The sequence below is a fragment of the Catelliglobosispora koreensis DSM 44566 genome (assembly GCF_000379685.1).
Taxonomy (GTDB): Bacteria; Actinomycetota; Actinomycetes; order Mycobacteriales; family Micromonosporaceae; genus Catelliglobosispora; species Catelliglobosispora koreensis.
On sequence record NZ_KB903261.1, the window covers coordinates 201,344 to 225,922 of the forward strand.

At 64.3% G+C, this 24,579-nt stretch carries 25 protein-coding genes and 1 pseudogene; 14 read left to right on the forward strand and 12 right to left on the reverse strand.

Features of this window, described 5'->3' with window-relative positions; genetic code table 11:
• Window positions 1–128 precede the first annotated feature (128 nt).
• The 6 genes from A3E1_RS0120180 to A3E1_RS0120205 form a co-directional block, all read right to left on the reverse strand.
• Window positions 129–506 carry an ArsR/SmtB family transcription factor gene (locus A3E1_RS0120180; protein WP_020522607.1) on the reverse strand — a complete coding sequence of 126 codons (378 nt, stop codon included), beginning with the start codon at window positions 504–506 and terminating at the stop codon, window positions 129–131.
• A 57-nt stretch (window positions 507–563) separates the two neighbouring features.
• Window positions 564–1,094, reverse strand: coding sequence for an orotate phosphoribosyltransferase (pyrE, locus tag A3E1_RS0120185; RefSeq protein ID WP_020522608.1), 531 nt, complete (start codon window positions 1,092–1,094; stop codon window positions 564–566).
• A gap of 47 nt (window positions 1,095–1,141) precedes the next feature.
• Window positions 1,142–1,975, reverse strand: a complete 834-nt coding sequence (locus A3E1_RS0120190) for an SDR family NAD(P)-dependent oxidoreductase (RefSeq protein ID WP_020522609.1) — start codon at window positions 1,973–1,975, stop codon at window positions 1,142–1,144.
• 55 nt (window positions 1,976–2,030) lie between these two features.
• Window positions 2,031–2,672, reverse strand: a complete 642-nt coding sequence (locus A3E1_RS41180; protein ID WP_051105084.1) for a hypothetical protein — start codon at window positions 2,670–2,672, stop codon at window positions 2,031–2,033.
• A gap of 83 nt (window positions 2,673–2,755) precedes the next feature.
• Window positions 2,756–5,311, reverse strand: a complete 2,556-nt coding sequence (gene clpB, locus A3E1_RS0120200) for an ATP-dependent chaperone ClpB (protein ID WP_020522611.1) — start codon at window positions 5,309–5,311, stop codon at window positions 2,756–2,758.
• Between the two features lie 27 nt (window positions 5,312–5,338).
• Complete coding sequence (locus tag A3E1_RS0120205; protein WP_020522612.1) at window positions 5,339–6,373, reverse strand: WD40/YVTN/BNR-like repeat-containing protein; 1,035 nt, start codon at window positions 6,371–6,373, stop codon at window positions 5,339–5,341.
• A 114-nt stretch (window positions 6,374–6,487) separates the two neighbouring features.
• Between A3E1_RS0120205 and A3E1_RS0120210 the strand changes: the two genes are divergently transcribed.
• Window positions 6,488–6,922 carry a hypothetical protein gene (locus A3E1_RS0120210; RefSeq protein ID WP_020522613.1) on the forward strand — a complete coding sequence of 145 codons (435 nt, stop codon included), beginning with the start codon at window positions 6,488–6,490 and terminating at the stop codon, window positions 6,920–6,922.
• Window positions 6,923–6,956: 34 nt separating this feature from the next.
• Here A3E1_RS0120210 and A3E1_RS41185 read toward each other — a convergent pair whose 3' ends face one another.
• The 5 genes from A3E1_RS41185 to dnaK are packed head-to-tail and all read right to left on the reverse strand — an operon-like array spanning window position 6,957 to window position 11,454.
• A complete protein-coding gene (locus A3E1_RS41185; RefSeq protein ID WP_020522614.1) occupies window positions 6,957–7,235 on the reverse strand; it encodes a hypothetical protein in 279 nt (92 codons plus the stop codon).
• A 56-nt stretch (window positions 7,236–7,291) separates the two neighbouring features.
• On the reverse strand, window positions 7,292–7,702 hold the full coding sequence (locus A3E1_RS0120220) for a heat shock protein transcriptional repressor HspR (protein ID WP_020522615.1): 411 nt from the start codon (window positions 7,700–7,702) through the stop codon (window positions 7,292–7,294).
• A gap of 5 nt (window positions 7,703–7,707) precedes the next feature.
• Window positions 7,708–8,871 (reverse strand): molecular chaperone DnaJ, encoded by a 1,164-nt coding sequence (dnaJ, locus tag A3E1_RS0120225; RefSeq protein ID WP_020522616.1) that lies wholly within the window; start codon window positions 8,869–8,871, stop codon window positions 7,708–7,710.
• A 16-nt stretch (window positions 8,872–8,887) separates the two neighbouring features.
• Window positions 8,888–9,607 (reverse strand): nucleotide exchange factor GrpE, encoded by a 720-nt coding sequence (gene grpE / locus A3E1_RS46250; RefSeq protein ID WP_020522617.1) that lies wholly within the window; start codon window positions 9,605–9,607, stop codon window positions 8,888–8,890.
• Window positions 9,604–11,454 carry a molecular chaperone DnaK gene (gene dnaK / locus A3E1_RS0120235; protein WP_020522618.1) on the reverse strand — a complete coding sequence of 617 codons (1,851 nt, stop codon included), beginning with the start codon at window positions 11,452–11,454 and terminating at the stop codon, window positions 9,604–9,606. Before dnaK ends, grpE begins: the two co-directional genes overlap by 4 nt.
• 139 nt (window positions 11,455–11,593) lie before the next feature.
• On the opposite strand from dnaK, the gene A3E1_RS0120240 reads away from it, so the two are divergent.
• Both A3E1_RS0120240 and A3E1_RS41190 read left to right on the forward strand, forming a co-directional pair.
• Complete coding sequence (locus tag A3E1_RS0120240; RefSeq protein WP_020522619.1) at window positions 11,594–12,220, forward strand: GTPase; 627 nt, start codon at window positions 11,594–11,596, stop codon at window positions 12,218–12,220.
• Window positions 12,217–13,488: a P-loop NTPase family protein gene (locus A3E1_RS41190; RefSeq protein WP_020522620.1), complete on the forward strand. Its 1,272-nt coding sequence runs from the start codon at window positions 12,217–12,219 to the stop codon at window positions 13,486–13,488. Before A3E1_RS0120240 ends, A3E1_RS41190 begins: the two co-directional genes overlap by 4 nt.
• On the opposite strand, the gene A3E1_RS47225 is transcribed toward A3E1_RS41190, so the two are convergent.
• Window positions 13,427–14,233, reverse strand: coding sequence for a hypothetical protein (locus A3E1_RS47225; protein WP_157631630.1), 807 nt, complete (start codon window positions 14,231–14,233; stop codon window positions 13,427–13,429). The two genes, A3E1_RS41190 and A3E1_RS47225, sit on opposite strands and share 62 nt — an antisense overlap.
• A gap of 244 nt (window positions 14,234–14,477) precedes the next feature.
• Between A3E1_RS47225 and pdhA the strand changes: the two genes are divergently transcribed.
• The 11 genes and pseudogenes from pdhA to A3E1_RS41195 all read left to right on the forward strand — a co-directional run bounded on the left by pdhA (window position 14,478) and on the right by A3E1_RS41195 (window position 24,531).
• On the forward strand, window positions 14,478–15,605 hold the full coding sequence (gene pdhA / locus A3E1_RS0120255) for a pyruvate dehydrogenase (acetyl-transferring) E1 component subunit alpha (RefSeq protein WP_020522622.1): 1,128 nt from the start codon (window positions 14,478–14,480) through the stop codon (window positions 15,603–15,605).
• Window positions 15,606–15,684: 79 nt separating this feature from the next.
• Window positions 15,685–16,671, forward strand: a complete 987-nt coding sequence (locus A3E1_RS0120260; RefSeq protein WP_020522623.1) for an alpha-ketoacid dehydrogenase subunit beta — start codon at window positions 15,685–15,687, stop codon at window positions 16,669–16,671.
• A gap of 4 nt (window positions 16,672–16,675) precedes the next feature.
• On the forward strand, window positions 16,676–18,118 hold the full coding sequence (locus tag A3E1_RS0120265; RefSeq protein WP_020522624.1) for a dihydrolipoamide acetyltransferase family protein: 1,443 nt from the start codon (window positions 16,676–16,678) through the stop codon (window positions 18,116–18,118).
• A gap of 11 nt (window positions 18,119–18,129) precedes the next feature.
• Window positions 18,130–18,630, forward strand: a pseudogene (locus tag A3E1_RS0120270) (flavin reductase family protein); the annotation flags it as partial.
• A 9-nt stretch (window positions 18,631–18,639) separates the two neighbouring features.
• The gene (locus tag A3E1_RS0120275) at window positions 18,640–19,602 is read left to right on the forward strand and encodes an NAD-dependent epimerase/dehydratase family protein (protein ID WP_020522626.1); all 963 of its coding nucleotides are present in this window, start codon (window positions 18,640–18,642) and stop codon (window positions 19,600–19,602) included.
• Window positions 19,603–19,626: 24 nt separating this feature from the next.
• Window positions 19,627–20,751 (forward strand): LCP family protein, encoded by a 1,125-nt coding sequence (locus A3E1_RS0120280; RefSeq protein WP_020522627.1) that lies wholly within the window; start codon window positions 19,627–19,629, stop codon window positions 20,749–20,751.
• 46 nt (window positions 20,752–20,797) lie between these two features.
• Window positions 20,798–21,823, forward strand: coding sequence for an LCP family protein (locus A3E1_RS0120285; protein ID WP_020522628.1), 1,026 nt, complete (start codon window positions 20,798–20,800; stop codon window positions 21,821–21,823).
• Complete coding sequence (locus tag A3E1_RS0120290) at window positions 21,824–22,159, forward strand: rhodanese-like domain-containing protein (protein WP_026208635.1); 336 nt, start codon at window positions 21,824–21,826, stop codon at window positions 22,157–22,159.
• The gene (locus tag A3E1_RS0120295; protein ID WP_040391377.1) at window positions 22,143–22,910 is read left to right on the forward strand and encodes a glycerophosphodiester phosphodiesterase; all 768 of its coding nucleotides are present in this window, start codon (window positions 22,143–22,145) and stop codon (window positions 22,908–22,910) included. Before A3E1_RS0120290 ends, A3E1_RS0120295 begins: the two co-directional genes overlap by 17 nt.
• A 20-nt stretch (window positions 22,911–22,930) precedes the next feature.
• The gene (locus tag A3E1_RS0120300; RefSeq protein ID WP_026208636.1) at window positions 22,931–24,118 is read left to right on the forward strand and encodes a sensor histidine kinase; all 1,188 of its coding nucleotides are present in this window, start codon (window positions 22,931–22,933) and stop codon (window positions 24,116–24,118) included.
• Complete coding sequence (locus A3E1_RS41195) at window positions 24,115–24,531, forward strand: ATP-binding protein (protein WP_083929562.1); 417 nt, start codon at window positions 24,115–24,117, stop codon at window positions 24,529–24,531. Before A3E1_RS0120300 ends, A3E1_RS41195 begins: the two co-directional genes overlap by 4 nt.
• Window positions 24,532–24,579: the final 48 nt, after the last annotated feature.

A 24,579-nucleotide genomic window follows, 5' to 3' on the forward strand; every position in this document is an offset into this window, starting at 1 on the left:
TGGACGATGACGTCCCATAGTTGCGCCATCTTAGAAGCACCAAAGATGAAGGCAACTCGCGGATCGGTCAGTTTTGCAAAACTAAAGGCCACGTGGTGTCCCACGTGGCCTTTAGAAAGTGTTATCGCTCAGCGAGCCTTTTTGGTGGCGCGCTTACGCGGCGGGGTAAGCAGCTCGGCGACCGTGGCGATGGCCGACGGCACCAGGCTGTAGTAGGCCCACACTCCACGCTTGTCCCGGTTCAGCAGTCCGGCCTCGGTGAGGATGCGCAGGTGGTGGCTAACGGTCGGCTGCGACAAGCCGAGCGGGGCGGTGAGGTCGCAAACGCACGCTTCGCCCTCGGGTGCCGACTGAATCAGGCTGAGCAGCCGGAGCCGGGCGGGGTCGGCAAGTGCCTTCAGGACACCGGCAAGGCGCTCGGCGTCAGCTCGTTCGATTGGCTCACCGGCGAGCGGTGAGATTTGAGGCAGCGGGGTTTCCACCAGGGCAGTTCCCACGTGATCCATCCTTCCAACAACAGCATCGATCCACCTACATATTAGCAGGTACGGATCTGACTTCCGTTAGGCCGACAGGTCAAGGTCGGCCAACGTATAGGCGGCTCGATATGACAGTCCGGCGGTACGCACCGCCTCACCCGCGCCTCGATCGACAATAACCGCAACGCCGATGACCTCGGCGCCCGCGTTTCGAAGAGCGTCAACAGCTGTGAGAACACTACTCCCCGTAGTGTTGACGTCTTCTACAGCGAGCACCTTACGGCCTGAGACATCCGGACCTTCGATCCGGCGCTGCAGTCCGTGTACCTTATCCGCTTTTCGTACAACGAACGCGTCGAGCGGACGGTTCGATGTATGCATCATCGCCGCTGCCACTGGATCGGCACCCATCGTGAGCCCGCCCACCGCTTCAAACTGCCAATCTGCTGTGAGTTCGTTAAGAACTTGCCCCACAAGCGGTGCAGCACGGTGATCGAGCGTCAGTCGACGCATGTCCAAGTACCAATCAGAGGTGGCTCCGGACGACAAAACGAAACTTCCGCGCACCACCGCGAGATCAGTGATGAATTTACGGAGTTCGTCACGTGCGGACATGGACCCGAGACTACAACGCGTGATGTCCGCTGGCTACAGGGGGTGCACTACTCCGTGTCACGTCCGGTTCGCACCCTTGCTCCCTTTGCAAGGCGCCGCAACAGACGCGTCGGCGTGTGCCGCATGACGCCGACGAGAACCTTGTATTTCCATCCGGGAATGCTGATTGTCTTGCCTTTACCCAGGTCACGCAGGGAGTCATCGACTACCTTCGGTGCCTCGAGCCACATCCAGCTAGGAGTCTTGCTCATGTCGATTCCTGCGCGCTGATGGAACTCCGAACGCGTGAACCCAGGGCACAGCGCCATCACCTTGACCCCATGGCGGGCAACGGAAAGAGCGATAGATTCGCTGAAACTGATTACCCACGCTTTCGATGCGGGGTAAGTGCTTCCGGGCATCGTGGCAGCGAATCCAGACACCGAAGAGACGTTGATGATGCTGCCGCTACGCCGAGCCACCATGCTCGGTAACGCCGCGTGCGTTAGACGCATCACAGCATTCACATTTACGGACAAGAGATATAGCTCTTTGTCCACCGTGGACTTAATAAACGGAGTGTTGAGCGACAACCCGGCATTGTTCACGAGCAGATCGACGCCTATGGATAGCCGCTGTTCGACGCGTTCGCAACCCTCTGTAGTGGAGAGATCGGCCTGGAGCGCCTTAGCTGAGATGCCATACGTAGCTGACAGTGATGAACACAGCTCCTGGAGCTTTTGCTCGTCCCGGGCGACAAGGACAAGATCCCAGCCCTGATTCGCGAGCCTGACGGCATAAGCCTTGCCAATACCCGCAGTCGCACCGGTTACAAGGGCCGTCTTGCGGCTCCCAGCGGATGCCGCCTCAGTAAGGACCGGCTCAGCCAAAACTTCGCTCACGCCACACACCATAGACAGTGGCTCCCTTTTCGCAAGGGAGCCACTGAAAACGGGCCTAGGCGCTTGGGAAGGTCGGTGGCGGGGTCCAGACGGGTTCCGCCTTGCGGAAGAACGGGTGCGATGGCGGCAGCGCCAGCAGGATCACGACGCCAAGCGCAGCAAGCAGCGAGATGACGCCCAGCACCATGGTTACCGAGCCGAGCCAGCTCGGCTGAAGCGCCTCAAGCTCGCGAACCAGCTTCTCCTGGTCGACTCCCGCTTGACCGCCCATGCCGCTGAGGCTGTTCGTCAACGCCTGTGAAGCCAGCCCGATGACGCCGCAGCAGATGGCCAAGCCACCAACGATCCACGCGGTAATACGTGCCCACTGCGCACCTTTGCCAACGAACACGGCGAGCACGAAGTAGAGGATCGCGAACAGCAAGCTGAATCCGGCGCCTATGTAGCCCCCAACAGAAGCGAATCCGGCGGCGGCCTCAGCGTCCGTTGCTGACATACCCGCGGCTTTGTAAGCGGCTTCGGCCTTTTCAGGGGTTAGCAGGCTGGCACTGTAAGCACCAAGGCCGACGCTAACGAGGCTGAGCGCGCCGAGCAGGTACAGCAAAAGGCTCGCCATGGTGACCGTGCCGGGACGGGCTGGCTTGCCAGCCGGCTCGGGCACGAGATACCCAGAGGGAGGAGGTGTCGTGTATGACATACGATCACCGTAAGCCACCGGGTAAACCCGTGCCTGCCACTTCAGGCGGAATCCTGCTCCGTCCTGAGGAGGAGCACCGGCCCCTACTTAACCGTCAGCGCGTCGCCGTCCAAATCGACCGTTACGGTGTCCCCATCGCGGATCTCACCGGCCAGCAGCGCTCGGGCGAGCTTGTCGCCGATCGCCGTCTGCACCAGCCGCCGCAACGGGCGTGCGCCATAAACCGGGTCATAGCCGTGCTTAGCGAGCCATTCCCGTGCGGGAACCGTCACCTCAAGGCTGAGCCGCCGGTCGGCTAGGCGCCTGCGCAGCCGCTCCAGCTGAATGGTGACGATCTCGCCTAGCTCCTCGGGCCGCAAGGCGTGGAAGATGACGATGTCGTCGAGACGGTTGAGGAATTCCGGTTTGAAGTGCGCCCGGACAGCAGCCATCACCGCTTCGGGATTCTCTCCATATTGGGTACCAAGGTTGCTCGTCAAAATGAGGATGGCGTTGCGGAAATCGACCGTCCGGCCTTGGCCGTCGGTGAGCCGCCCGTCATCGAGCACTTGCAGCAAGACGTCGAACACATCCGGGTGGGCCTTCTCGACCTCGTCGAGCAGCACGACGGAGTAGGGACGGCGGCGCACCGCTTCGGTCAGCTGACCGCCCTCCTCGTACCCGACATAGCCGGGCGGAGCACCGACAAGTCTTGCCACGGAATGCTTTTCGCTGTATTCGCTCATGTCAATGCGGACCATGGCCCGCTCGTCATCGAAAAGGAACTCGGCTAGTGCCTTGGCGAGCTCGGTCTTGCCGACGCCAGTGGGGCCCAGGAAGAGGAACGAGCCGGTCGGGCGGTCCGGATCGGCGACACCGGCTCGAGCGCGGCGGACCGCGTCGCTGACCGCTCGCACGGCGACATCTTGGCCCACGACACGCGATTGGAGGCCATCCTCCATTCGCAACAGTTTCGCCGTCTCGCCTTCCATCATGCGGCCAGCCGGGATGCCGGTCCACGATGAGACGACTTCAGCGATGTCGTCGGCGCCGACTTCCTCTTTTAGCATCGCCCCGTTCGCTTGCAGGACAGCGAGTTCGGCTTCGGCGTGACTCAATTCGGCTTCTAGTTGCGGGATCCGGCCGTAGCGCAGCTCGGATGCCTTGCCCAGATCGGCATCGCGCTCGGCCCGGTCGGCTTGGCTGCGCAATTCTTCAAGCTGCTCTTTGATTTGCGAGATGCGCTGGATATGCGACTTCTCTTCTTTCCACCGGGCGCTCAGCGCGGCCAGTTGCTCCCGCTTGTCGGCAAGCTCGGCACGCAGCTTGGCGAGCCGTTCGGCTGACGCGGGGTCTGGTTCCTTTTCTAGCGCCATTTCCTCGATTTCGAGACGGCGCACCTGCCGCTCGATCTCGTCCACTTCCACCGGACGGGAGTCGATTTCCATGCGCAGCCGCGAAGCTGCCTCGTCCACGAGGTCGATCGCCTTGTCTGGCAAGAAACGGTCGGAGATATAGCGGTCGGAAAGCGTTGCGGCGGCCACGAGTGCGGCGTCGGTGATGCGCACACCATGGTGCACTTCGTATCGCTCTTTCAGCCCTCGCAAGATGCCAATAGTGTCCTCAACGGACGGTTCACCCACGACGACCGGCTGGAACCGGCGCTCCAGCGCGGGATCCTTCTCGATGTGGTCGCGGTATTCGTCCAATGTGGTCGCTCCGACCATGCGCAATTCACCACGCGCCAGCATGGGCTTGAGCATGTTGCCGGCGTCCATGGAGCCCTCGCCTTTACCAGCTCCAACGAGCGTGTGCAGCTCATCGAGGAACGTGATGATCTGGCCTTCACTGGCCTTGATCTCCTCAAGCACGCTCTTGAGCCGCTCTTCGAACTGGCCGCGGTATTGCGCTCCGGCGACCATCGCGCCGAGGTCGAGGGAGACCAATCGCTTGTCGCGCAACGACTCTGGCACGTCACCGGCGACGATGCGCTGTGCGAGCCCTTCGACGATGGCGGTCTTGCCCACGCCTGGCTCACCGATCAGCACCGGGTTGTTCTTGGTACGCCGGGAAAGCACCTGGATCACCCGGCGAATCTCGGCGTCGCGTCCGATGACCGGATCGACTTTGCCGTCGCGAGCCTTCGCCGTCAGGTCGACGCTGTATTTCTCCAGCGCTTGATACTGCTGCTCGGGCTCGGGAGTCGTGACCCGCCGGTCACCGCCACGAATCTGCGGGAACGCGCCCGTCAAAGCTTCCTCGGTGGCACCGTGCTGGCGCAGCAACTGGCTCACCGGACCGCCCACTTTGGCCAAGCCGGCGAGCAGGTGCTCAGTGGACACGAATTCGTCGCCTAGGGGACGGGCGATCTGCTCGGCCGCGTTGATGGCGTTGACGAATTCGCGCGAGAGGCTCGGCTCGGCCACGCTGCTGCCGTGTGCGGCGGGCAGCTGCTCGACGGCCCGCGCGGCGGCGCGGCGCACCTCTGCCGCGTTGGACCCGACCGCGCGAAGCAGGCCGACCGCGGTCGACCCACCGGTGTCGAGGAGCGACAGCAGGAGATGCCATGGCTCGACGGTGGCGTGCCCACGCTGCTGGGCATTGGCCACCGCCGAGGTGATGACTTCACGAGACTTGGTGGTTAGGCGAGACGTATCCATAACGAAGTTGAGTCTAACTGACTCAACTTATGAACGCGACAACTGAACCCGGATCCAATCCCGTTGAGATCCACTGCCGGTGCTCAAGTAGACGACGCCGGCATCCTGCCCGGATCCCCAGATGGTGCCGTCTGCCAAACGGCCCGACCAGCTCAGCTTCGGCGTCCCCGGGACGAGGGTGAAACGGTCCGTGAAATAGCCGGTGCCAATGGGAGCTGTGAGCATTAGCGTTCCCGCGCCGACCGGTGTCACCGAGTACGAGTGCTGGGGATCGTCCTTGACTCCGGTCACTGGACATGCCTTCCACGCCCCGTTTTCCCAGCGCCACAACAAGGGCAGACCGGACGCCTTCATCCGCACTGATCGCGGGCCGCTCAGGCTGGGCGGCTCCTGCTCCGCGATGAGCCACACATCCAGGCCATCAGGAGACACCGCGATACGCGCCAGCATCACGTTCCGGCCAGGCTGCAATTCAACTGGTACTAGGGAAAAGCTCGTGCTCCCAGGGACGCTAACCGCGGTCACGGCTTTGCCGTCCCTGACCGATGCCTGCCACAACCCGTGCTGCCCGTCCTCGACAACCTGGCTTTCTTCGAACCCCGGCAACACGGTCTTGCCCTTGCGTAGCTCATGGTTGGTGTAGTCGGGATACTCGTCGGGCATCGGCCCAGTCGGCGAATAGGGCTTCTCCGTCCAGGTCTTGCCGCCGTCATGGGTCACGTGCCAGCTGTGCGGTTCGGCCAGCAGCACGACGGTGTCCGGACCGGCGACATAAAGCTGGTGATTGTCAGCAACTGTGCGTGGATGGGCGACTTCGTGCCAAGACTGACCGCCATCGGTGGTCCGGAAGAGGCGGGCTAGAGCGGGCGATCCCTGCTTAACGAACATCCCGTAGCCGTGGGTCTTGGTCGCGAACTCGAGGAAAGGGGCGTCAAAACCTTCTGGCACAACGACTGTCACTGACCGCTCGGTGAGCGTCGCTGTTGCCTGAGGCGGATCGGCCTTGGGGGTGCACCCGGCCACCAGTGCTGCGATCAAGGCCCCCGCGATGAGTTGTCTCATGGTGTGGAAGAGTCGCCAACCCGGCACGTGGTTCCGATAACGGATTGGTGAAGTCCTCTTCCCACCACAGCGAGTGCAGGCTACGTTGCGGGCGGGTAAGGGGGCTGTCAGAGGATGAGTGCGACTTCGGCGACGTTTCGCGGGTTTGCCAACCCGGTTGATCCAAGTGCGGCTGAACTCAGGTCGTGGGCTTACGCACCAGACTCGGTGCCGCTAAGTTCCATGCCACCAGACTGGGACCTGCTGATCGCTGGCGATCAGCTCATCTCGACGCTTTTCGATCTGGCGATGGACCCCGCGTGCCCGGCCCGGCGATTCGCCCTGCACTGCTGCTATATCTACGCCGCTGACGCCATCCGCACCGGCTTCAAGGCACACCCCCGCCGCAAGCTGCGCAAACTTGTCGAAGAGGCGGAGGAGGAAGGCGACGAGCTGATGTCGGTGTGGGCGCACAACACCCGCGTCCTGCTCGCCCGGCCGTCGCATTTCGACTATCACGACTGGTGCGAAGGCGGGCTGGTAAGAAACGTCCGCCGGTTGCAGCAATAGCAACGCGGCGGACGCTGGAACGCTAGTTAGCTAGCTAGTTGCCGATCTTGTCGATGCCCTCTTTGGCAGCGTTGGAACCTGTGTCCACGTGCTTGTCCATGCCATCTGGCACTCGGTCCTTGGCCTTGGTCGCCACGTCATCTACGGCGCCTTTGGCCTTGTCCTTAAGGCCACCCATCGCGTCTTTGGCTTTTCCGCTGACTTGATCGGTCTTGTCTTTGACCGCGTCGGACGCTTTGCCCGTTGCGTCCTTCGTGGCGTCCTTGGCGTCGTCCATGCCCAGCATGTCTTTGGCCTTGTCCAAGATGCCCATGAGATCCCCCAACCTCAGTCGGCAAGTTGCTCTTGAACGTAACGTTACCGGCGCGGTCAGTCGTCGGAGGCAGAACGAGGGCGCCAGACCATAAGTGCGGTGCTGGTGCGGTGCACGGGGAGAATGTCGGTGCGTGGGAAAGCGGAAATGGTCTCCAGCTCGGCCAGCCGTTGACGCGCGAGCGCGAGCTCTTCGGCCATTTCGGCCATTTGCTCCCGCATTTCCACGACGACCCGTTCCAGGCCGATGATCCGTTTTACGCCCGCGAGGTTAACGCCATCTTCCTGGCTGAGCCGCTGAATCTCGCGTAGCAGCTCGACGTCACGCATGCTGTAGCGGCGACCGCCACCGGGCGAGCGCCCCGGCTCGACCAAGCCCATCCGGTCGTATTGCCGCAGCGTCTGCGGATGCATCCCGGCGAGCTGAGCGGCCACCGAGATCAGCAGCACTTTCGCAGATGAGTCCATTGTGGTCACCTCAGATTCTCCAGATGATCGCGACGAGCGGGAGGGGTCAGCTCAGCGAACTTTTCCAGAGCCGCGAGGGCGTCAGGGGATAGTTCTCCAGGCATGACAATGTCGACGGTAACTAAGAGATCGCCAGACTGCCCATCGCGTTTCGGCACGCCACGTCCACGCACGCGCAGCACACGGCCGCTCGGGGTGTTGGCGGGCACCCGAACCTTGACCATTCCGTCCAATGTGGGCACTCGCACCTCGGCGCCCACCACGGCTTCGGGATAGGTCACCGGAATCGTGACGGTCAGGTCATCGCCGGACCGGGCGAAAACAGGATCCGGCCGCAGCAAGGTTTTGATGTAGAGGTCGCCAGCCGGGCCACCCCGGTCACCCGGCTCGCCACGACCGGCTAGGCGGATGCGCTGCCCATCATTGACACCCGGCGGGATGCGGACCGTCAGCGTCCGGGTCTTGGTCACACCACCGGTGCCACCGCACTCCGGGCACTTCTCGTCAACGATCGTGCCCACGCCCTGGCAGTCACGGCAGGGCTCGGCGAAGCCGAAGGCGCCCTGATTGCGGGTCACCATTCCGGTGCCGCCGCAGTGCGGGCAGGTGCGCGGTGTCGTGCCGGGCTTGGCGCCCGAACCATGACAGGTGTCGCAAAGCCCGGGCGCGCGCAAGGTAATCGGCAGCTCGACTCCGCGCACGGCGTCGAGGAAGTCGAGGGTCACCTCGGTTTCAACGTCTCGTCCACGAGCCGGGCCGGTGCGGTAGGCCGCGGACTGACCAGGCCCACCGCCACCGGAGAAAATCGTCCCGAACAGGTCGGAGAAACTCGCACCGCCGAACCGCTGATCACGGCCGGCCTGTCCAAATAGGTCAGACATGTCAAACGTCTGCCCACCACCGCCGCGGGCGCCCCTGCGGAACGCACCGGACTCGAACAGCGACCGCATCTCGTCGTACTCCCGGCGTTTGCGATCGTCGGAGAGCACGTCATATGCCTCAGACACAGCTTTGAACCGGTCTTCGGCACCTGAGTTTTGCGGGTTGTGGTCGGGATGAAGTTCGCGGGCAAGCTTTCGATAGGCCTTCTTGATATCGGCTGCTGTGACGTCTTTAGAAACGCCAAGCACCGAGTAGAAGTCCTTCTCGAGCCAGTCCTTGGAACTCACCGGAGGTGTACCCCGCCTACTCAGTCTTCTCGGATTCGGATGTGTTTGCTTTTTCTTCTTCGCTGCCGGTTGCAGAGGATGGTTCCTCAACCGGCGCAGGCGTTTCCGCCTCGGCTGGATCGGCGACGGCGACCATCGCCGGACGCAGCAGACGCTCGCCCAGCAGGTAACCCCGGCGCATCACGTCGATGCACGTCGGCTCGGTCACCTCGGGAGAGGTCAAGTGCGCCACGGCTTCATGCAGCTTCGGATCGAAGGCATCGCCCTTGGCTCCGAAACCGGTCAGCCCCAGCTTGCTGACAACATTGTTGAGTTGCTCGGCCACTGACGCGAACGGGCCGGTCAGGTCACCGTGCTCGCGCGCGCGGTCCACATCGTCAAGCACCGGAAGCAAACTGGCCAGCACCATGCCAACCGCCTGCTCCGCCGCCACGGTGCGGTCCCGCTCGACCCGCTTGCGGTAATTGGCGTATTCCGCCGTCACCCGCTGCAGATCGGCGGTGCGTTCGTCCAATGTAGAGCGCAGCTCACCGATCTCAGCCGAGTCGGTGGACTTCTCTTCGTGCACCTCGACAGGAACGTCGTGTGCCTCGCCAGCCTCGACGAGCTCGCCGTCGGCAGGCACCGTCGTTTCTGGAGTCTCGGTCGCGTCGGCTTTCAGTTTCCGTTTGTCTCTGATCACGATGCGCTCGCCGCCAGCTTCCGCTGGCGGTGGCACATCCTGCTTTTCCGTCACTGCTTCTTGCCCTCGTCATCGATGACTTCCGCGTCCACCACATCGTCATCCTTGCCGGCACTGCCGGAAGGAGCACCCGCGTCACCCGCGCCCGGGGTGGCACCGGCGGCCTGCTGCTGCTCATATAGCGCCGCACCGGCCTTCTGTGACACCTCGTCCAGTTTGGAGTGTGCCGACTTGATCTTTTCGATGTCCGTGCCGCCGAGCGCACTACGCAGGTCGGTGAGGGCATCGTTGATCTCATCTTTGACGTTGCCGGGAATCTTGTCGCCGTTCTCAGCGAGGAATTTCTCGGTCTGCCATTGACGAGCCTCGGCGACGTTGCGTGCCTCAGCCTCATCGCGACGGCGACGGTCATCGTCGGCGTGCTCTTCGGCGTCGCGGCGCATGCGCTCGATGTCGTCCTTGGCCAGCGAAGACCCACCGGTGATGGTCATCTTCTGTTCCTTGCCGGTGCCAAGGTCCTTGGCGTGCACGTTCACGATGCCGTTGGCGTCGATGTCGAACGTGACCTCGATCTGCGGCACACCGCGTGGCGCAGGCGGCAGCCCGGTCAGCTCGAAGGTGCCGAGCTTCTTGTTGTATGCCGCGATTTCCCGCTCGCCCTGGAAGACCTGGATCAGCACGGACGGCTGGTTGTCATCAGCCGTGGTGAAGACCTCGGAACGCTTCGTCGGGATGGTGGTGTTGCGCTCGATCAGCTTGGTGAAGATGCCGCCCTTGGTCTCGATACCCAGCGACAGCGGGGTCACGTCGAGCAGCAGGACGTCCTTGACCTCGCCCTTGAGCACACCGGCCTGCAGCGCGGCACCCACGGCGACGACCTCGTCGGGGTTGACGCCCTTGTTCGGCTCCTTGCCGGTCAGCGACTTGACCAGCTCGGTCACGGCGGGCATGCGGGTCGAGCCACCAACGAGGATCACGTGCTCGATGTCGGAGAGCTTGACGCCGGCGTCCTTGATGGCCGACTCGAACGGGCCCTTGCAGCGGTCGAGCAGATCCTGCGTCATGCGCTGGAACTCGGCCCGCGTCAGCGAGGTGTCCAGGTGCAGCGGGCCGTCCGGGCCAGCCGTGATGTAGGGCAGGTTGATGCTCGTGGTCTGCGCGGCGGACAGCTCGATCTTGGCCTTCTCAGCGGCTTCCTTGAGACGCTGCATGGCCATCTTGTCCTGCGCCAGGTCGATGCCGTATTGCCCGCGGAACGTCTTGACCAGGTGCTCGATGATCCGCTCGTCCCAGTCGTCACCACCGAGGTGGTTGTCACCGCTGGTCGACTTGACCTCAACCACGCCGTCAGCGAGCTCGAGCAGGGACACGTCGAACGTGCCGCCACCGAGGTCGAACACGAGCACGGTCTGTTCCTTGGAGCCCTTGTCCAGACCGTAGGCCAGCGCCGCGGCGGTCGGCTCGTTGACGATGCGCAGCACGTTGAAGCCCGCGATCTCACCGGCTTCCTTGGTCGCCGTGCGCTGAGCGTCATTGAAGTAGGCAGGAACCGTGATCACGGCGTCGGTGATCGTTTCACCCAGGTAGGACTCGGCGTCGCGCTTGAGCTTCTGCAGCACACGCGCGGAGATCTCCTGCGGGGTGTATTTCTTGCCATCGATGTCGATAGTCCAGTTGGTGCCCATCTCGCGCTTGACCGAGCGGATGGTGCGATCCGGGTTGGTGACAGCCTGGCGCTTGGCGACCTCGCCGACCAGAACCTCACCGTTCTTGGCGAACGCCACGATCGAGGGCGTCGTGCGGGAGCCCTCGGCGTTCGCGATTACTGTGGGTTCGCCACCCTCTAGGACGGCGACACAGGAGTTCGTCGTCCCGAGGTCGATGCCGACCGCACGTGCCATGTTTGCTTCCTCCAAAAGTTCCCGGCGGCGGCCAGCGCCGCCCGGCCCATAGTTGAGTGGACCAGACTCAAGGTACAAGGTTGAGTGTAGGCGGAGCAACTTATGGTGACGGATGGCCACTTCCGCTTAGGCTTCGGGTGTGCGTGACCATGAAGCTCCTTTACTCGCGGTGATCGGCGGACCGACCGGCGCGGGTAAGTCGACGCTGGTCAACAGTCTGGTTCGGGCACCGGTCAGCGCGACCGGCATCCTGCGCCCGACGACACGCCGGCCCGTGCTGGTGTGCCACCCACGGAGCTGGGCGCACGTGCACCGGCACAGCCTGGTCCCGATCTCCGCGCCGGCCCTCCCGGCTGGTGTGGCCTTGATCGACGCTCCGGACATCAACTCGATCGAACAAGCCAACCGTGACTTGTCCAATGAGCTATTTGACGACGCAGACGTATGGGTGTTCGTGACCACCGCTGCCCGCTACGCTGACGCGGAGGCTTGGCGTCATCTGCGCGCTGCGCAGGAACGCAAGGTCGGGCTCGCGGTGGTGCTTGACCGGGTGCCGCCCCAGGCGGTGGACGAGATCGTGCCCCATCTGACCGAGCTGCTCGGTGAGCCCGTGCCACTGTTCGTGGTGCCGGACTCACAGCTAGACCGGCAAGGAATGCTCCCCGAACGGGTTGTCACCCCGATCTGGGAATTCCTACATAAGTGTGCGAACGACAAGATGTCAGGTATGTCCGAAGGCGACAGTTCACGGGAGGAGGCTCAGTGACCGCAAGCACCCCCGAAGCCAAGCTGGACATGCTGCAGAACTTTATCGATATCGCTGCTGAACCCCTTGGCGAGCTGCCCCAGCTCGTGGAAGCCAAGGCGCTGTCAGAGCGCGCGTCAGACCGGCTGAGGTTTCCCCGCCAGTTCACGACCGTCGCGCTGACCGGCACCACCGGCAGCGGCAAGTCGAGCATGTTCAACGCGTTCACCACGATCGACCGGTCTCCGGCCGGGATTTTGCGGCCAACGACGTCTGAGCCTTATGCCTGTGTCTGGGGAACGCTGACGCAAGCCGACGAACTGCTTGACTGGCTTGGGGTTTCGTCCCGCCGCCGGTTCACGCGAGAATCCGCACTTGACGCCAACGACGAGGTTGGCCTGCGCGGCATGATCCTGCTCGACCTCCCCGACGTGGACTCCATCGAGCCACGGCACCGGGTCGAGGTCGACCGTCTGCTGCACCTTGTCGACGTCGTGGTCTGGATCTGCGACCCGCAGAAATACGCCGACCAGCTCATGGAAGGCGGCTACCTGCGCCAGCTCGCGTCGCATCGCGCCCGGCTGATCGTCGCGCTCAACCAGACCGACAAGCTTCTTCCGGCGCACCTGCCCAAGGTCGGCGCCGACCTGCGTCAGCTCCTCGATGAGGCTGGCCTGCAAAACGTTCCGCTCGTGGCCACGTCGGCGACGGGCGAGGTCCCGGAAATGCCCGCCACCAAGCGCGGGCCCATCAAACCCAAGCCGGGCCCCTTCTCAGCCGAGAAATCCACCAAGGGCTACAAGGGCGTCGCGCATCTGCGCGCCATCCTGGAACCGGTCATCGCCAGCGGAACGGCCAGCGCCGACACCGTCAATCACGACGTCAACTCCGCGCTGGAACTCGTGTCCACTTTGGTCAGCCGCCCGGCCGGAACGCCTCCAGCCGCCGGCAAGCTGGTGGACGCTCTGGTTCGCAAAGACATTGACCAGGGGGTACGGGATTACGCCGCCGCCGCGTCAAGTGGACTCCCCGAAGCATGGCAAGACGCGGTCCTCCGCACGGCGCAGTCCCGTTTGACCGACCTTCCCGGCGCGCTAAACCAGGCGGCCGAGCGGGCCGAGGCCAGCCGTCCCCGCCGGGTGTGGATCCCGGGCGGGCGCAAGCGCGCTGACGCCCGGGCGGAAACCCTGCTGCAGCAAGAGATCGACAAGGTCGCCTTGCGCTATGTCATCGAGCCGGTGCGCCGGACCCTGGCGACATACGAACGAGCCCGGATAGCTCTTTCCTGACCTCGTCACGGATCTCCTGCTCCATTTTGGACAGTTCCGCGCGCAGCTCCGCCTCCAGCAAGGCTTTCAGCTGCCCGGTGTCAACCGCGACCACGTCGCCTTGTCCGCTCGATCCCGGCGCACCTGGCAAGGGCACCGCAGGCGAACCCGGGCTAGGGCTGCTTGGATGGCCGACGCCACTTGGGAACAACTGACCGTTTGGCGCGCCCGAATGACCTGAGCCGGGGGTGCTTGGCTGGCCGGTGCCACTTGGCCACGGCGACGCCGGTGCGCTGGGCGAGGTCGAGGATGATGGCGTGCCCGGCGATAGTGATCCGGGCGTGCGGCTCGGTTTGTGGACCGGGCGCTTCTTCGTCTTGACGACCGCCGTGTGCTCCTCGACCGGTGACTCCTTGACGCTTGGTGGAGCTGGCTCTGGCGCAACGATCTTGGGCGTTTGCTTCGCGGGGACGGGCTCATCGCGTACCCACGGCGGATCTTGCAATGCCTGACTGGCTGGAGGCGCAAGCAGTGGGCTGACCTGTGGGGGCGCGGAGCTCGATAAGGAATCTGATCCGGCCTTGAGCACCAGCCAGGTCGGGACGGCGGTCATCCCGGCCATGACCGTGAGCATCAAGGCGTAACGGCGTGTGGTGGACAGGCCTAGCGCGGGCGCGCGGCGGTGACTGGGCGGAGGCGCGGACAGCACCTCTTCCAGGAAATCGGACATCGTGGTTACCTCATACCAAAGCGGGGGGAATCCCACTTCTCTAACGCTCTTGAGGTACGGCTGGAGATTTAGATCACGTGAGGCAGCTGTGACGGCAGCCACCGATACGGCAATATTGGTGCCGATGGCAATGGTGCCGTTCGCTGAAGGTTCAGCCGCGGTTATGCCATGCCTAGAAGATGGCGTGCCATCTTCACCACGCGGGTAAACCCCTACCGGGGCCATGCGTGGCCATCCGGTGGCACACCCCGCTGCCGGGACCTGACATTGGGAGACACGGATGACCAGAGCCTCCTCGAAGCGCGCGGCAGCGGCGCAAGCCGCTGAACCCGACTTCGTGCAGCTACTTACCCCGGACGGGCAGCGGGTTACGCACCCCGAATATTCCGTCGACTTCAGCGATGAAGAACTGCGCGGGCTTTACCGCGACCTCGTGACTGTCCGCAAGCTCGACGCCGAAGCCACGGCTTTGCAGCGGCAAGGCGAGCTGGGCATTTGGGCCAGCCTTCTCGGCCAGGAAGCAGCGCAGGTCGGCTCCGGCCGGGCGCTCCGCGAGCAGGACATGGCCTTCCCGACCTATCGCGAGCACGGCGTTCTCTACTGCCGCGGCATCGACCCGATCATGCCGCTGGGCTTGTTCCGTGGCGTGGACCAGGGCGGATGGGACCCGATCGCGAACAAGTTCGGCATCTACACGATCGTCATCGGTGCGCAGACGCTGCACGCGACCGGCTACGCCATGGGTGTGGCCAAGGATGGCAAGGTCGGCGGCGACGAAGGTGAATCGGTCATCGCCTACTTCGGCGATGGAGCGACCAGCCAAGGTGACGTCAACGAGGCGTTCATCTTCGCCTCGGTCTACAACGCGCCGATCGTCTTCTTCTGCCAGAACAACCAATACGCGATCTCCGAGCCGCTGACCCGGCAGACCCGGGTGCCGCTGTACCAGCGGGCGTCCGGCTTCGGCTTCCCCGGCATTCGCGTCGATGGCAACGACGTCCTCGCGACCTTCGCCGTGACCCGGGCAGCGCTGGACAACGCCCGCCACGGCAACGGCCCGACCCTGATCGAGGCCTACACGTACCGCATGGGTGCGCACACCACGTCCGACGACCCGACGCGTTACCGCGTGGCCAGTGAAGTCGAAGAGTGGCAAGCCAAGGACCCGATCCTGCGCCTGCGCAAATACCTCGAGTCGACAGGCCTGATCGACGAGGCCTTCGTGACCGAGGTCGACGCCTACGCGCGTGAAGAAGCCGTCAAACTGCGCGAGCGTGTGCTCACGCTGCCTGACCCCGAGCCGGGCGAGATGTTCAAGCACGTCTACCCGAACGGTTCGCCAGAGGTTGACCAGCAGGCCGCGGAATTCGCCGCCTACCACGCCTCGTTTGAAGGAGCGCACTCATGATCGAGCGCTTGCGCGAGGGAATCAATATCGCAGGGTGTCTAGTGCCTCAGGCCAAAGACGACCGAAGGGAGACTTTGGCATGAGCGAGACGTTGACGCTTGGCAAGGCGCTGAACCTCGGGCTTCGGCGCGCGATGGAGGACGACTCCAAGGTCATCCTCATGGGCGAGGACATCGGCAAGCTCGGTGGCGTTTTCCGCATCACCGACGGGCTGCAGAAGGACTTCGGCGACGAGCGCGTTATCGACACGCCACTGGCTGAATCCGGCATCGTCGGCACCGCTGTCGGTCTCGCGCTGCGCGGCTACCGGCCCGTGATCGAGATCCAGTTCGACGGCTTCGTCTACCCGGCCTACGACCAGATCGTCTGCCAGGTCGCGAAGATGCACTACCGCTCACGGGGCAAGGTCAAACTGCCGATCGTGATCCGGATTCCGTTCGGTGGCGGCATTGGCGCCGTCGAGCACCACTCCGAGTCGCCCGAGGCCTACTTCGCGCACACGGCCGGTCTCAAGGTCGTCGCGTGCTCGAACCCGTCCGACGCGTACTGGATGATCCAGCAGGCCATCGCCTCCGACGACCCGATCGTCTTCTTCGAGCCCAAGCGCCGGTACTGGGAAAAGGGTGAAGTCGACACGTCAGGCTCGCTGGAGTCGGCGTTCCCGCTGCACTCCTCCAAGGTGCTCACCTCCGGAACGGACGCGACCGTGCTGGCCTACGGCCCCATGGTGCGCGTGGCTCTCGACGCGGCCACCGCCGCGGCTGAGGACGGCCGCAAGCTGGAAGTGATCGACCTGCGGACACTGTCGCCTTTGGACATGGGCGCGGTCTTCGATTCCGTTCGCAAGACTGGCCGCGCCATCGTCGTGCACGAGGCGCCGCACAACCTCGGCATGGGTGCCGAACTGGCCGCCCGCATCACCGAGGAATGCTTCTACTCACTTGAAGCACCCGTGCTGCGCGTCGCCGGCTACGACATTCCCTACCCGGCTGCTCGTGCCGAAGAGGAATACCTGCCCGATCTCGACCGTGTCCTTGACGCGGTAGACCGTTCGTTCGGGTGGTGAGTTCATGTCGGTAAAAGACTTTCCGTTGCCAGACCTTGGTGAAGGGCTGACCGAGGGCGAGATCCTCAAGTGGCTCGTCGCCGAAGGTGACGTCATCGAACTCAACCAGCCCATCGTCGAGGTCGAGACCGCTAAAGCCGCGGTCGAGATCCCCGCGAAGTGGGCCGGTCGCGTGGCGAAGATTCACTATCCCGAAGGGACAGTGGTCAACGTCGGCGACCCGATCATCTCGATCGACACCGGCGGCGGTTCAGGCACCGTCGCGGCCACTGAGCCAGCCGCGAACGCGGAAGGCGAAGGTGGTCTCATCGGCGAGGTGAAGGCCGACGGACGGACCGCTGTGCTGGTCGGCTACGGCCCGAAGACGGTCACCGCCAAGCGCCGCGCACGCACGGGCGCTCCCGCAGGGCCGGCAGGTACGGCTCCTTCGGGCACCGCTCCCGCCGGGGTCAAGCCGGCTTCGGCTGAGCAGGCCACGGGTGCCGCGTTCGGCTCCGGCGCGGTAGTTCCGGGAACGCCGGTGGCTTCCGCTCCAGCTGCTGCTTCGACTCCAGTTGCTGCTGCTCCGGTCGCTGCTTCTTCGGGGTCGGTGCTGGCTAAGCCGCCGGTCCGCAAGATGGCCCGCGACCTGGGCGTGGATCTGTCCACATTGGTGGGTAGCGGACCGCAGGGTTCGATCACGCGTGATGACGTGCAGGCCGCGGTCAACGGCGTCTCCGCCGCACCGGCCGTCACGGTCGCGCGCGGCGAGCGCGAGACCCGCATCCCGGTCAAGGGCGTTCGCAAGCTCACCGCCGCCAACATGGTTGCTTCGGCGTTCAGCGCACCGCACGTCACCGAGTTCCTGACGGTCGACATAACGCGGGGCATGAAGGCTCTCGACCGGCTCCGCGAGCAGCGCGACTGGCGTGACGTGCGCGTTTCGCCACTGCTGCTCGTCGCCAAGGCGGTGCTGCTGGGCATCAAGCGTTACCCGATGATCAACTCCAGCTGGACCGACGAGGACATCATCGTCAAGAACTACGTGAACCTGGGCGTCGCTGCCGCGACCGACCGTGGGCTCATCGTCCCGAACATCAAGGACGCCGAGACGCTGTCGCTGCGGGAGCTGGCCGACGGGATGACCGACCTCGTGACGGTCGCCAAGTCGGGCAAGACGCCGCCTGCGGCCATGACCGGCGGGACGTTCACGATCACCAATGTCGGGGTGTTCGGAGTGGACACCGGAACGCCGATTCTGCCTCCTGGTGAGGCGGCGATCCTCGCCTTCGGTGCCGTCCGCGAACAGCCGTGGGTGCACAAGGGCAAGATCAAGGCACGTCAGGTGACCACGCTTGGCCTCTCGTTCGACCACCGGATCATCGATGGCGAACTTGGCTCCAAGTTCCTGCGTGACGTCGGTGCGTTCCTGACCGATCCGGAAGCCGCCCTGCTCGCCTGGGGCTGAGTCTCCTGACCATCCACAACACGGATCCTTTCGCGGCCCCGGAGCCGGCGCGTTCACCAGTGCGCCGGTTGCGGGGCCGCTTCGCCCAGACCGTCACGCTATGGACCACGCCTGGACCAGCAGGTCTCACGGTGTCGTCCTGCCTGGTGGCCGACGGCGAGCCAGGGCGAGTCCTTGGGCTCATCGACGACGAGTCGGAGCTGTGGACGGCCATCTCACGATCCGGAAAGTTCGCCGTCTCCGTGCTTACCCCCGCAGACCAGCAGTTAGCGGACCGTTTCGCCGGTCTGCTCCCGTCACCGGGTGGCCTTTTCAGGCAAGGCGATCGATGGATTGACACTCCTTTTGGACCGGTGCACGGGGACACCTGGGTGGGCTGTCAGCTCGCTGATTCGCGGCAAACCGGCTGGAGCCTGCTGGTGGAAGGCGTGATTGACAAGATCGAGCTGGGCCCGAGAGCCGAGCCACTGCTGCACCACACGGGTTCGTACCGCCAGCTAGGTGGCCGCTAAGCTAGCCGCATGCAGGTTCCCCCACGCTTCGGCGAAGGTCATCGTGTGCTCGTTTCGGGTGGCGCCGGGTTCGTCCCCTCCCACCTGATCGACCGCCTTATCGCCCGTGGGTGCCAGGTCGTCGCGATCGACAACTTCCTCACCGGGAGCGAGTCCAACGTCGCCCACCTGGCCGGGAACCCTTTGTTCACGCTGGTGAAGGCCGACATCTCCGACGGCATCCCTGCCGACGTGACCGACCGCTTCGACGCCATCTTGCACATGGCCTCACCCGCCAGCCCGACCGATTTCGGCACACTGCCGATCGAGATCCTGCGCGCTGGCTCGCTAGCCACGTTCCACATGCTGGACCGCGCCCGCCACGACGGCGCCCGCTTCCTGCTCGCCTCCACCTCAGAGGCTTACGGCGATCCACTGGTGCACCCGCAGCCCGAAAGCTACTGGGGCAACGTCAACCCGATCGGCATCCGCAGCGTCTACGACGAGTCCAAGCGGTTCGCTGAGGCGACGACGATGGCGTACAAGCGGGCCTATGGCGTCGACACCGCGATCGTGCGCATCTTCAACACCTTCGGCCCCCGGATGCGTGCTGACGACGGCCGCGCCATCCCGACGTTCATCAACCGGGCGATCCGCAACGAGCCCCTGGAAGTGACCGGGACGGGCAGCCAGACGCGCTCTATTTGCTTTGTCGACGATCTGGTCCGCGGCATCCTGCTGCTGCTCGACTCGACCGAGGCCGGGCCGATCAACTGCGGCACCGAGCATGAGATGACGATGCTGGAGCTAGCCGAGCGCATCGTGCAGATTGCCGACTCAAAATCTGACATCGTGCTCATTCCACGGACGGCCGACGACCCCGACCGGCGACGCCCCGACCTCACGCTGGCCAGGCAAAAGCTTGGCTACGAGCCAGAGGTCGGCGCCGACGATGGGCTTCGCGCCACGATCGATTACTTCCGGGCGCTCTAGTCCAGACCTTCTACCCTGGATTTCATGTCGAACGACGAGCGACCGGTCGGCCGTGCCCGGGTACCAGGCAAGGCGGTTCCTTCAAGCCCTGCTGCGGCTTCACGCAGCACGTCCACCTATGGGCGTCCCGCCGGTAAAAGGGGTCCGAAGCCTAAGTGGGGCCGCATCGCGCTTGTCGTCGCGTTAGCCATCGCGCTGTGCGGTGGTCTGGGATCGCTTGGTGCCTACCTTTACGCGAAGTCGATCGAGGGCGACATCGACCGCATCGAAAACTTCACCGTTGGCGGCCGTCCGCCTAAGACAGTCGACGGGATGCAGAACATCCTGATGGTCGGCACCGACTTCGCTGACCCTGAGTCGCAGCCGGATGAGCCGGGCTCGGCTCGCACGGACACCATCATGGTGATGCACATTCCGTCCACACAGGACCGTGGCTACATCATCTCGATTCCGCGGGACCTTTACGTTCCGATTCCGCAGAAAGCGACGGACAAGGAATGCGGCAACCGGCGCGCGAAGATCAACGCCGCGTATGCCTGGGGCGAGATCCCGTTGCTGGTCAAGACGGTCGAATGCTTCACCTCGGTGCGCATCGATCACGTCGTGCAGATCGACTTTGGCGGATTCAAGCAGGTCGTTGACGCTCTAGGCGGAGTCGACCTGGAAATCGAGCAGAACATCACCTCGATCCACGAGCCCTACCGCAAGTTCACCAAGGGCACGATGCACCTCAACGGCACCGAGGCGCTCGACTACGTCCGCCAGCGCAAGCAGTTCCCCGATGGCGACTTCGCCCGCATGCGCCACCAGCAGCAGCTGCTCAAGGTCATGCTGGACAAGGCGGCCAGCACCGAGACGCTCACGAACCTGCCCAAGTTCAACGCGTTCATGAACGCGATGACCAAGGCGGTCAAGGTCGACCAGGACTTCTCCTTGCTGGACATGGCCTTCCAGTTCCGCAGCCTGCGCAGCAAGGACCTGTCGTTCATGACGAGCCCGAACCTCGGCAGCGACATGGTTGGCAACGAGAGCGTCGTCGTGTCAGACCGCCCGAACGCGATCAAGCTCTACAACGCGATGGCGGCGGACAAGATGGCCGAATACATGGCCGCGGCCCATCCGAGCCCCAGCTCAGGGGCCCGCCAATAGTGACGAAACCGCCCTTTTTATGCTGAGACATTCATAAGCTAGGCACATGCGCGCGTCACGTTCCATGCTTTGGCCGAAGATTTTCCTGGGCTTGGGGCTCGCGCTCGTGCTCGTGGCCACAGCGGCGTTCGCCGGCATGAACTGGCTCGTCAACCGGTACGAAGCGAGCGTCACGCGCGATGTGCTGCTAGCCCCCAGCGCCCGGGGCACCGCGCCTGGCGAGCACGCCTCGTGGCTAACGTCGGGCCGCCCGCTCAACTTCTTGCTGATCGGGTCGGACTGGCGTGAGGGACAGCCACACGAAGGGCAGCGCGCGGACACGATCATCATCGTCCAGCTCAACGGGGAAAGAACCGCCGCCCACCTGGTCTCGATCCCTCGTGACCTGGTCGCGGAGATACCCGAGTTTCCGGCCACGGAGTTTTACGGCAGCACCGAGAAGATCAATGCCGCCTTCCATCACGGTGGTGGAGGCACGGGCGGCGTGCAGCTGCTTTCTGCCACCTTGGCGCAGCTTCTCGGGATCAGGTTCGATGGGGCTGCCGTGATCGACTTCAGTGGGATGGAGAACATCGTCAACCTGCTGGGCGGTGTGCGGATGTGTGTCGACACGGAAGTCACCTCGATCCACACCGGCGAGCTGTTTCCGCTGGGCTGCCAGATCTTCACTGGCGCGCAGGCACTTGACTACTCCCGTCAGCGCTACGGGCTGGAGAGCGGCGATTACGACCGGCAGCGGCACAATCAGCAGCTGCTCAAGGCGATCTTCAGTACGGCGCTAAGCAACGGAGTCGCCCAGAATCCGCTCAAGATTGATCATTTCATCCGGGCTCTAGGTGCTTCACTCACGCTCGACACCGGTGGCGCTTCGCTGGCTGACGTCCTGCTCGCGCTGCGCGGACTGCGGCCTGAGCGCATGTCGGGCGTCACCGTCCCCTCCTACCCTGACTGGATCGGCGCGGAGTCGGTCATCCTGCTCAGCGAAGAGGCGCCGGCCCTGTTCGAAGCGATGCAGACAGCCCGGCTCAGTGACTGGGCGGCGCTTAACCCGCAGTGGGCGCACTCCCTGTAAATTTGGCGCGTGCGAATCCCGAGCGTGACCGTTACTGATGTCCCCTCCACGGCTTATCTGCTAGACGTCCGGGAAGACGATGAGTGGACGGCCGGGCACGCCCCCGGCGCCGTGCACCTGCCCATGATGGAAATCCCGGCACGCATGGCCGAGGTCCCGCAGGATCGCGAGGTTGTCGTGGTCTGCCGGGTGGGCGGGCGGTCCGGGCAGGTCGTTGGCTACCTGATCCAGCAGGGCTGGGAAAACGTCATCAATCTCGAAGGCGGCATGATGAGCTGGGCTGCCGCGGGCCGTCCCGTTGTTTCGGACACTGGCAGTGCTGCCGAAATCATCTAACCGCCCCTTGGTCTTTGGCCATCGCGGTGCCTCCGCTGAGCTGCCCGAACACACCCTCGCCGCCTATGAGTCCGCTTTAGACGCTGGCGCCGACGGGGTGGAATGCGATGTCCGGCTTACACGCGACGGCCATCTCGTGTGTTTTCACGATCGCCGCCTGGATCGCACGAGTTCCGGCAGCGGACCGTTCGCTCTGCACACACTGAAACAGTTGGAAGAACTCGACTTCGGCAGCTGGCACCCCAGCGGCAAATCCGCCCCGGTGCTCACGCTTGATTCGCTGCTCGACTTACTCAAGGGCGCTGGCCGCCCGGTGCGGCTCCTGGTGGAAACCAAGCACCCCAACCGTTATGGCGGCGCGGTTGAGCACCGGCTGCGGGCCGTCCTCAAACGACACGGGCTGCTAGACGACCGGGAAAAGGTTCAGATCACGGTGATGTCGTTCTCGCCGTTGGCCGTTCGCCGCAGCCGTGATCTCATGCCGGGCCTGCCCACGGTTCAGCTCATTGATTTGCTGCCACCAGGATTGCGCGTGACGCGGCTGCCCTTTGGCACCCAGATCGCTGGGCCGGGGCTGGAGTTGGTGCGCCGTCGTCCACAGCTGGTGCGGCGGCTCAAAGCCGGCGGCAAGCAGGTCTATGTCTGGACGGTCAACGAAGCCGAAGACGTCGAGCTGCTCGTCAGCCTGGGCGTCGATGGACTCATCACGGATCGTCCACGAGAGGTGCTAGCCCAGCTCGACGGGAAGTGAAAGACTTCCGGCTTGTGAGCATGGCGTACCGCGACCTGGTGTTCGACCTTGCCGCACTCGTCGACGAGGCTCACGTTGAGGAAGGCTTTCTCGACCGTTTGCTCCGGTTGGCACACCGATCGCTAAGCGCGCTGGGCATGACGATCGGCGAGCTGAGCGAAGGCCCTGAGCCCGCCAGCCGGATCGTCGCGGCGACAGGAGTGTCGAGCTGGGCACTCGGGCGGCTGATCAGTGCCGATGTGGTGGCCGCGTGCCTTCGCCCCGAGCCACCGCCGTTTCGCATCGAACTCGACGTGCTGGAGCCGATCGCCCGCCGGCAGTTGCAGGACTCCGCCGCCGGGTGGGCGCTTGTCCACCCCATCAAGGTGAACGGCCGGCCGGCCGTGCTGTTGGGCGCGCTTTTCGAGGCCGGGCAAGACATCAACCCCGATCAGACCGCCGTGATGAAACTCGTCGCGGCAGCGGTCGGCTACGCCTATCGCACGGGCGCCGCGCACGCTTCAGCGAAACCCTCCGAGGCCGCGCAGTACGAGCTGTTCATGGCGGTCACCAGTCACGAACTGCGGACACCAGTCACCGTGATCAAGGGTTATGCCGAGACCCTCCGCGACCACTGGGATCAGCTGGCCGATCAGCAGCGGCGCGAGTCCGTGCACGTGATCGGGCAGCGCGCCGGGGATCTCGCGCGCATGATCGACCGGCTGCTCGACGCGAGCACGAGTCTGCCGGCCGACTCTCGCGTGCCCTTCGACCTCGCCGAGACGCTCCTGCGCTCCGCTAGCGAGCTGTCCGTCAACTTGCGGAAACGTCTCGTGGCCGAACTGCCCGACATTTTGCCCCCGGCTCTCGGGCAGCGAGCGAGCATCGCGAGCGTGCTGACCGAGCTGGTGACGAACGCTGACAAGTACGCCCCAGGTGCCACACCTGTGATGCTTACAGCTGGTTTCGACCGGTGCACGGTCTATTTCCAGGTTGCCGATCGGGGCATCGGGATCTCCGCCGGTGCGGCGGCAAACACTTTTGAGCGGTTCTGGCAGGGCGACACCGGCGACGATCGGCGATACGGTGGTGCCGGACTAGGTCTTTTCCTCGTCCGAAAGACCATTGAACGACAAAACGGTTGGGTGTCCTTACGTCCCCGGGATGGGGGAGGTACCGTCGCAGAGGTACGCCTGCCACGCGGAGACATAGGTGTCGGGGAGGCATGAGAGTGTCGACGGCTGTCGCAGAAAGCGCCTGGTGCGTGGTGGTGCCACACCATGCCCGCGGCGCCCGGCAGGCTCGCCATCGGCTGGCTACGGCACTCGCCGGCGCCATTCCGCCAGCCTTGCTCGCCGATGTGATTTCCGTCGCAGCCGAGTTAGTCGCCAATGCCGTCAGGCATGCCGAGCCACTTCCGGGTGGTGTCGTTCGCCTGGCATGGCGACTGCGAACCTCTGATGAAGGCCGGTTCGTCGAAGTGCGCGTCACCGATGGGGGCGCGCCTCAGCTTCCGCGGCCCCGTCCCGCCAACGTAGAAGATCCGGACGGGCGCGGGCTCACGATCGTGGAAGCACTGGCCGACCGCTGGGGCGTCGACCGGGACGGTCTCGGCCAGTCGGTCTGGGCTGAACTAAGCTGACCCGCGAGTGGCACGGCCGCACCCGGCCAGCCAGACCGGCTGAAAGGC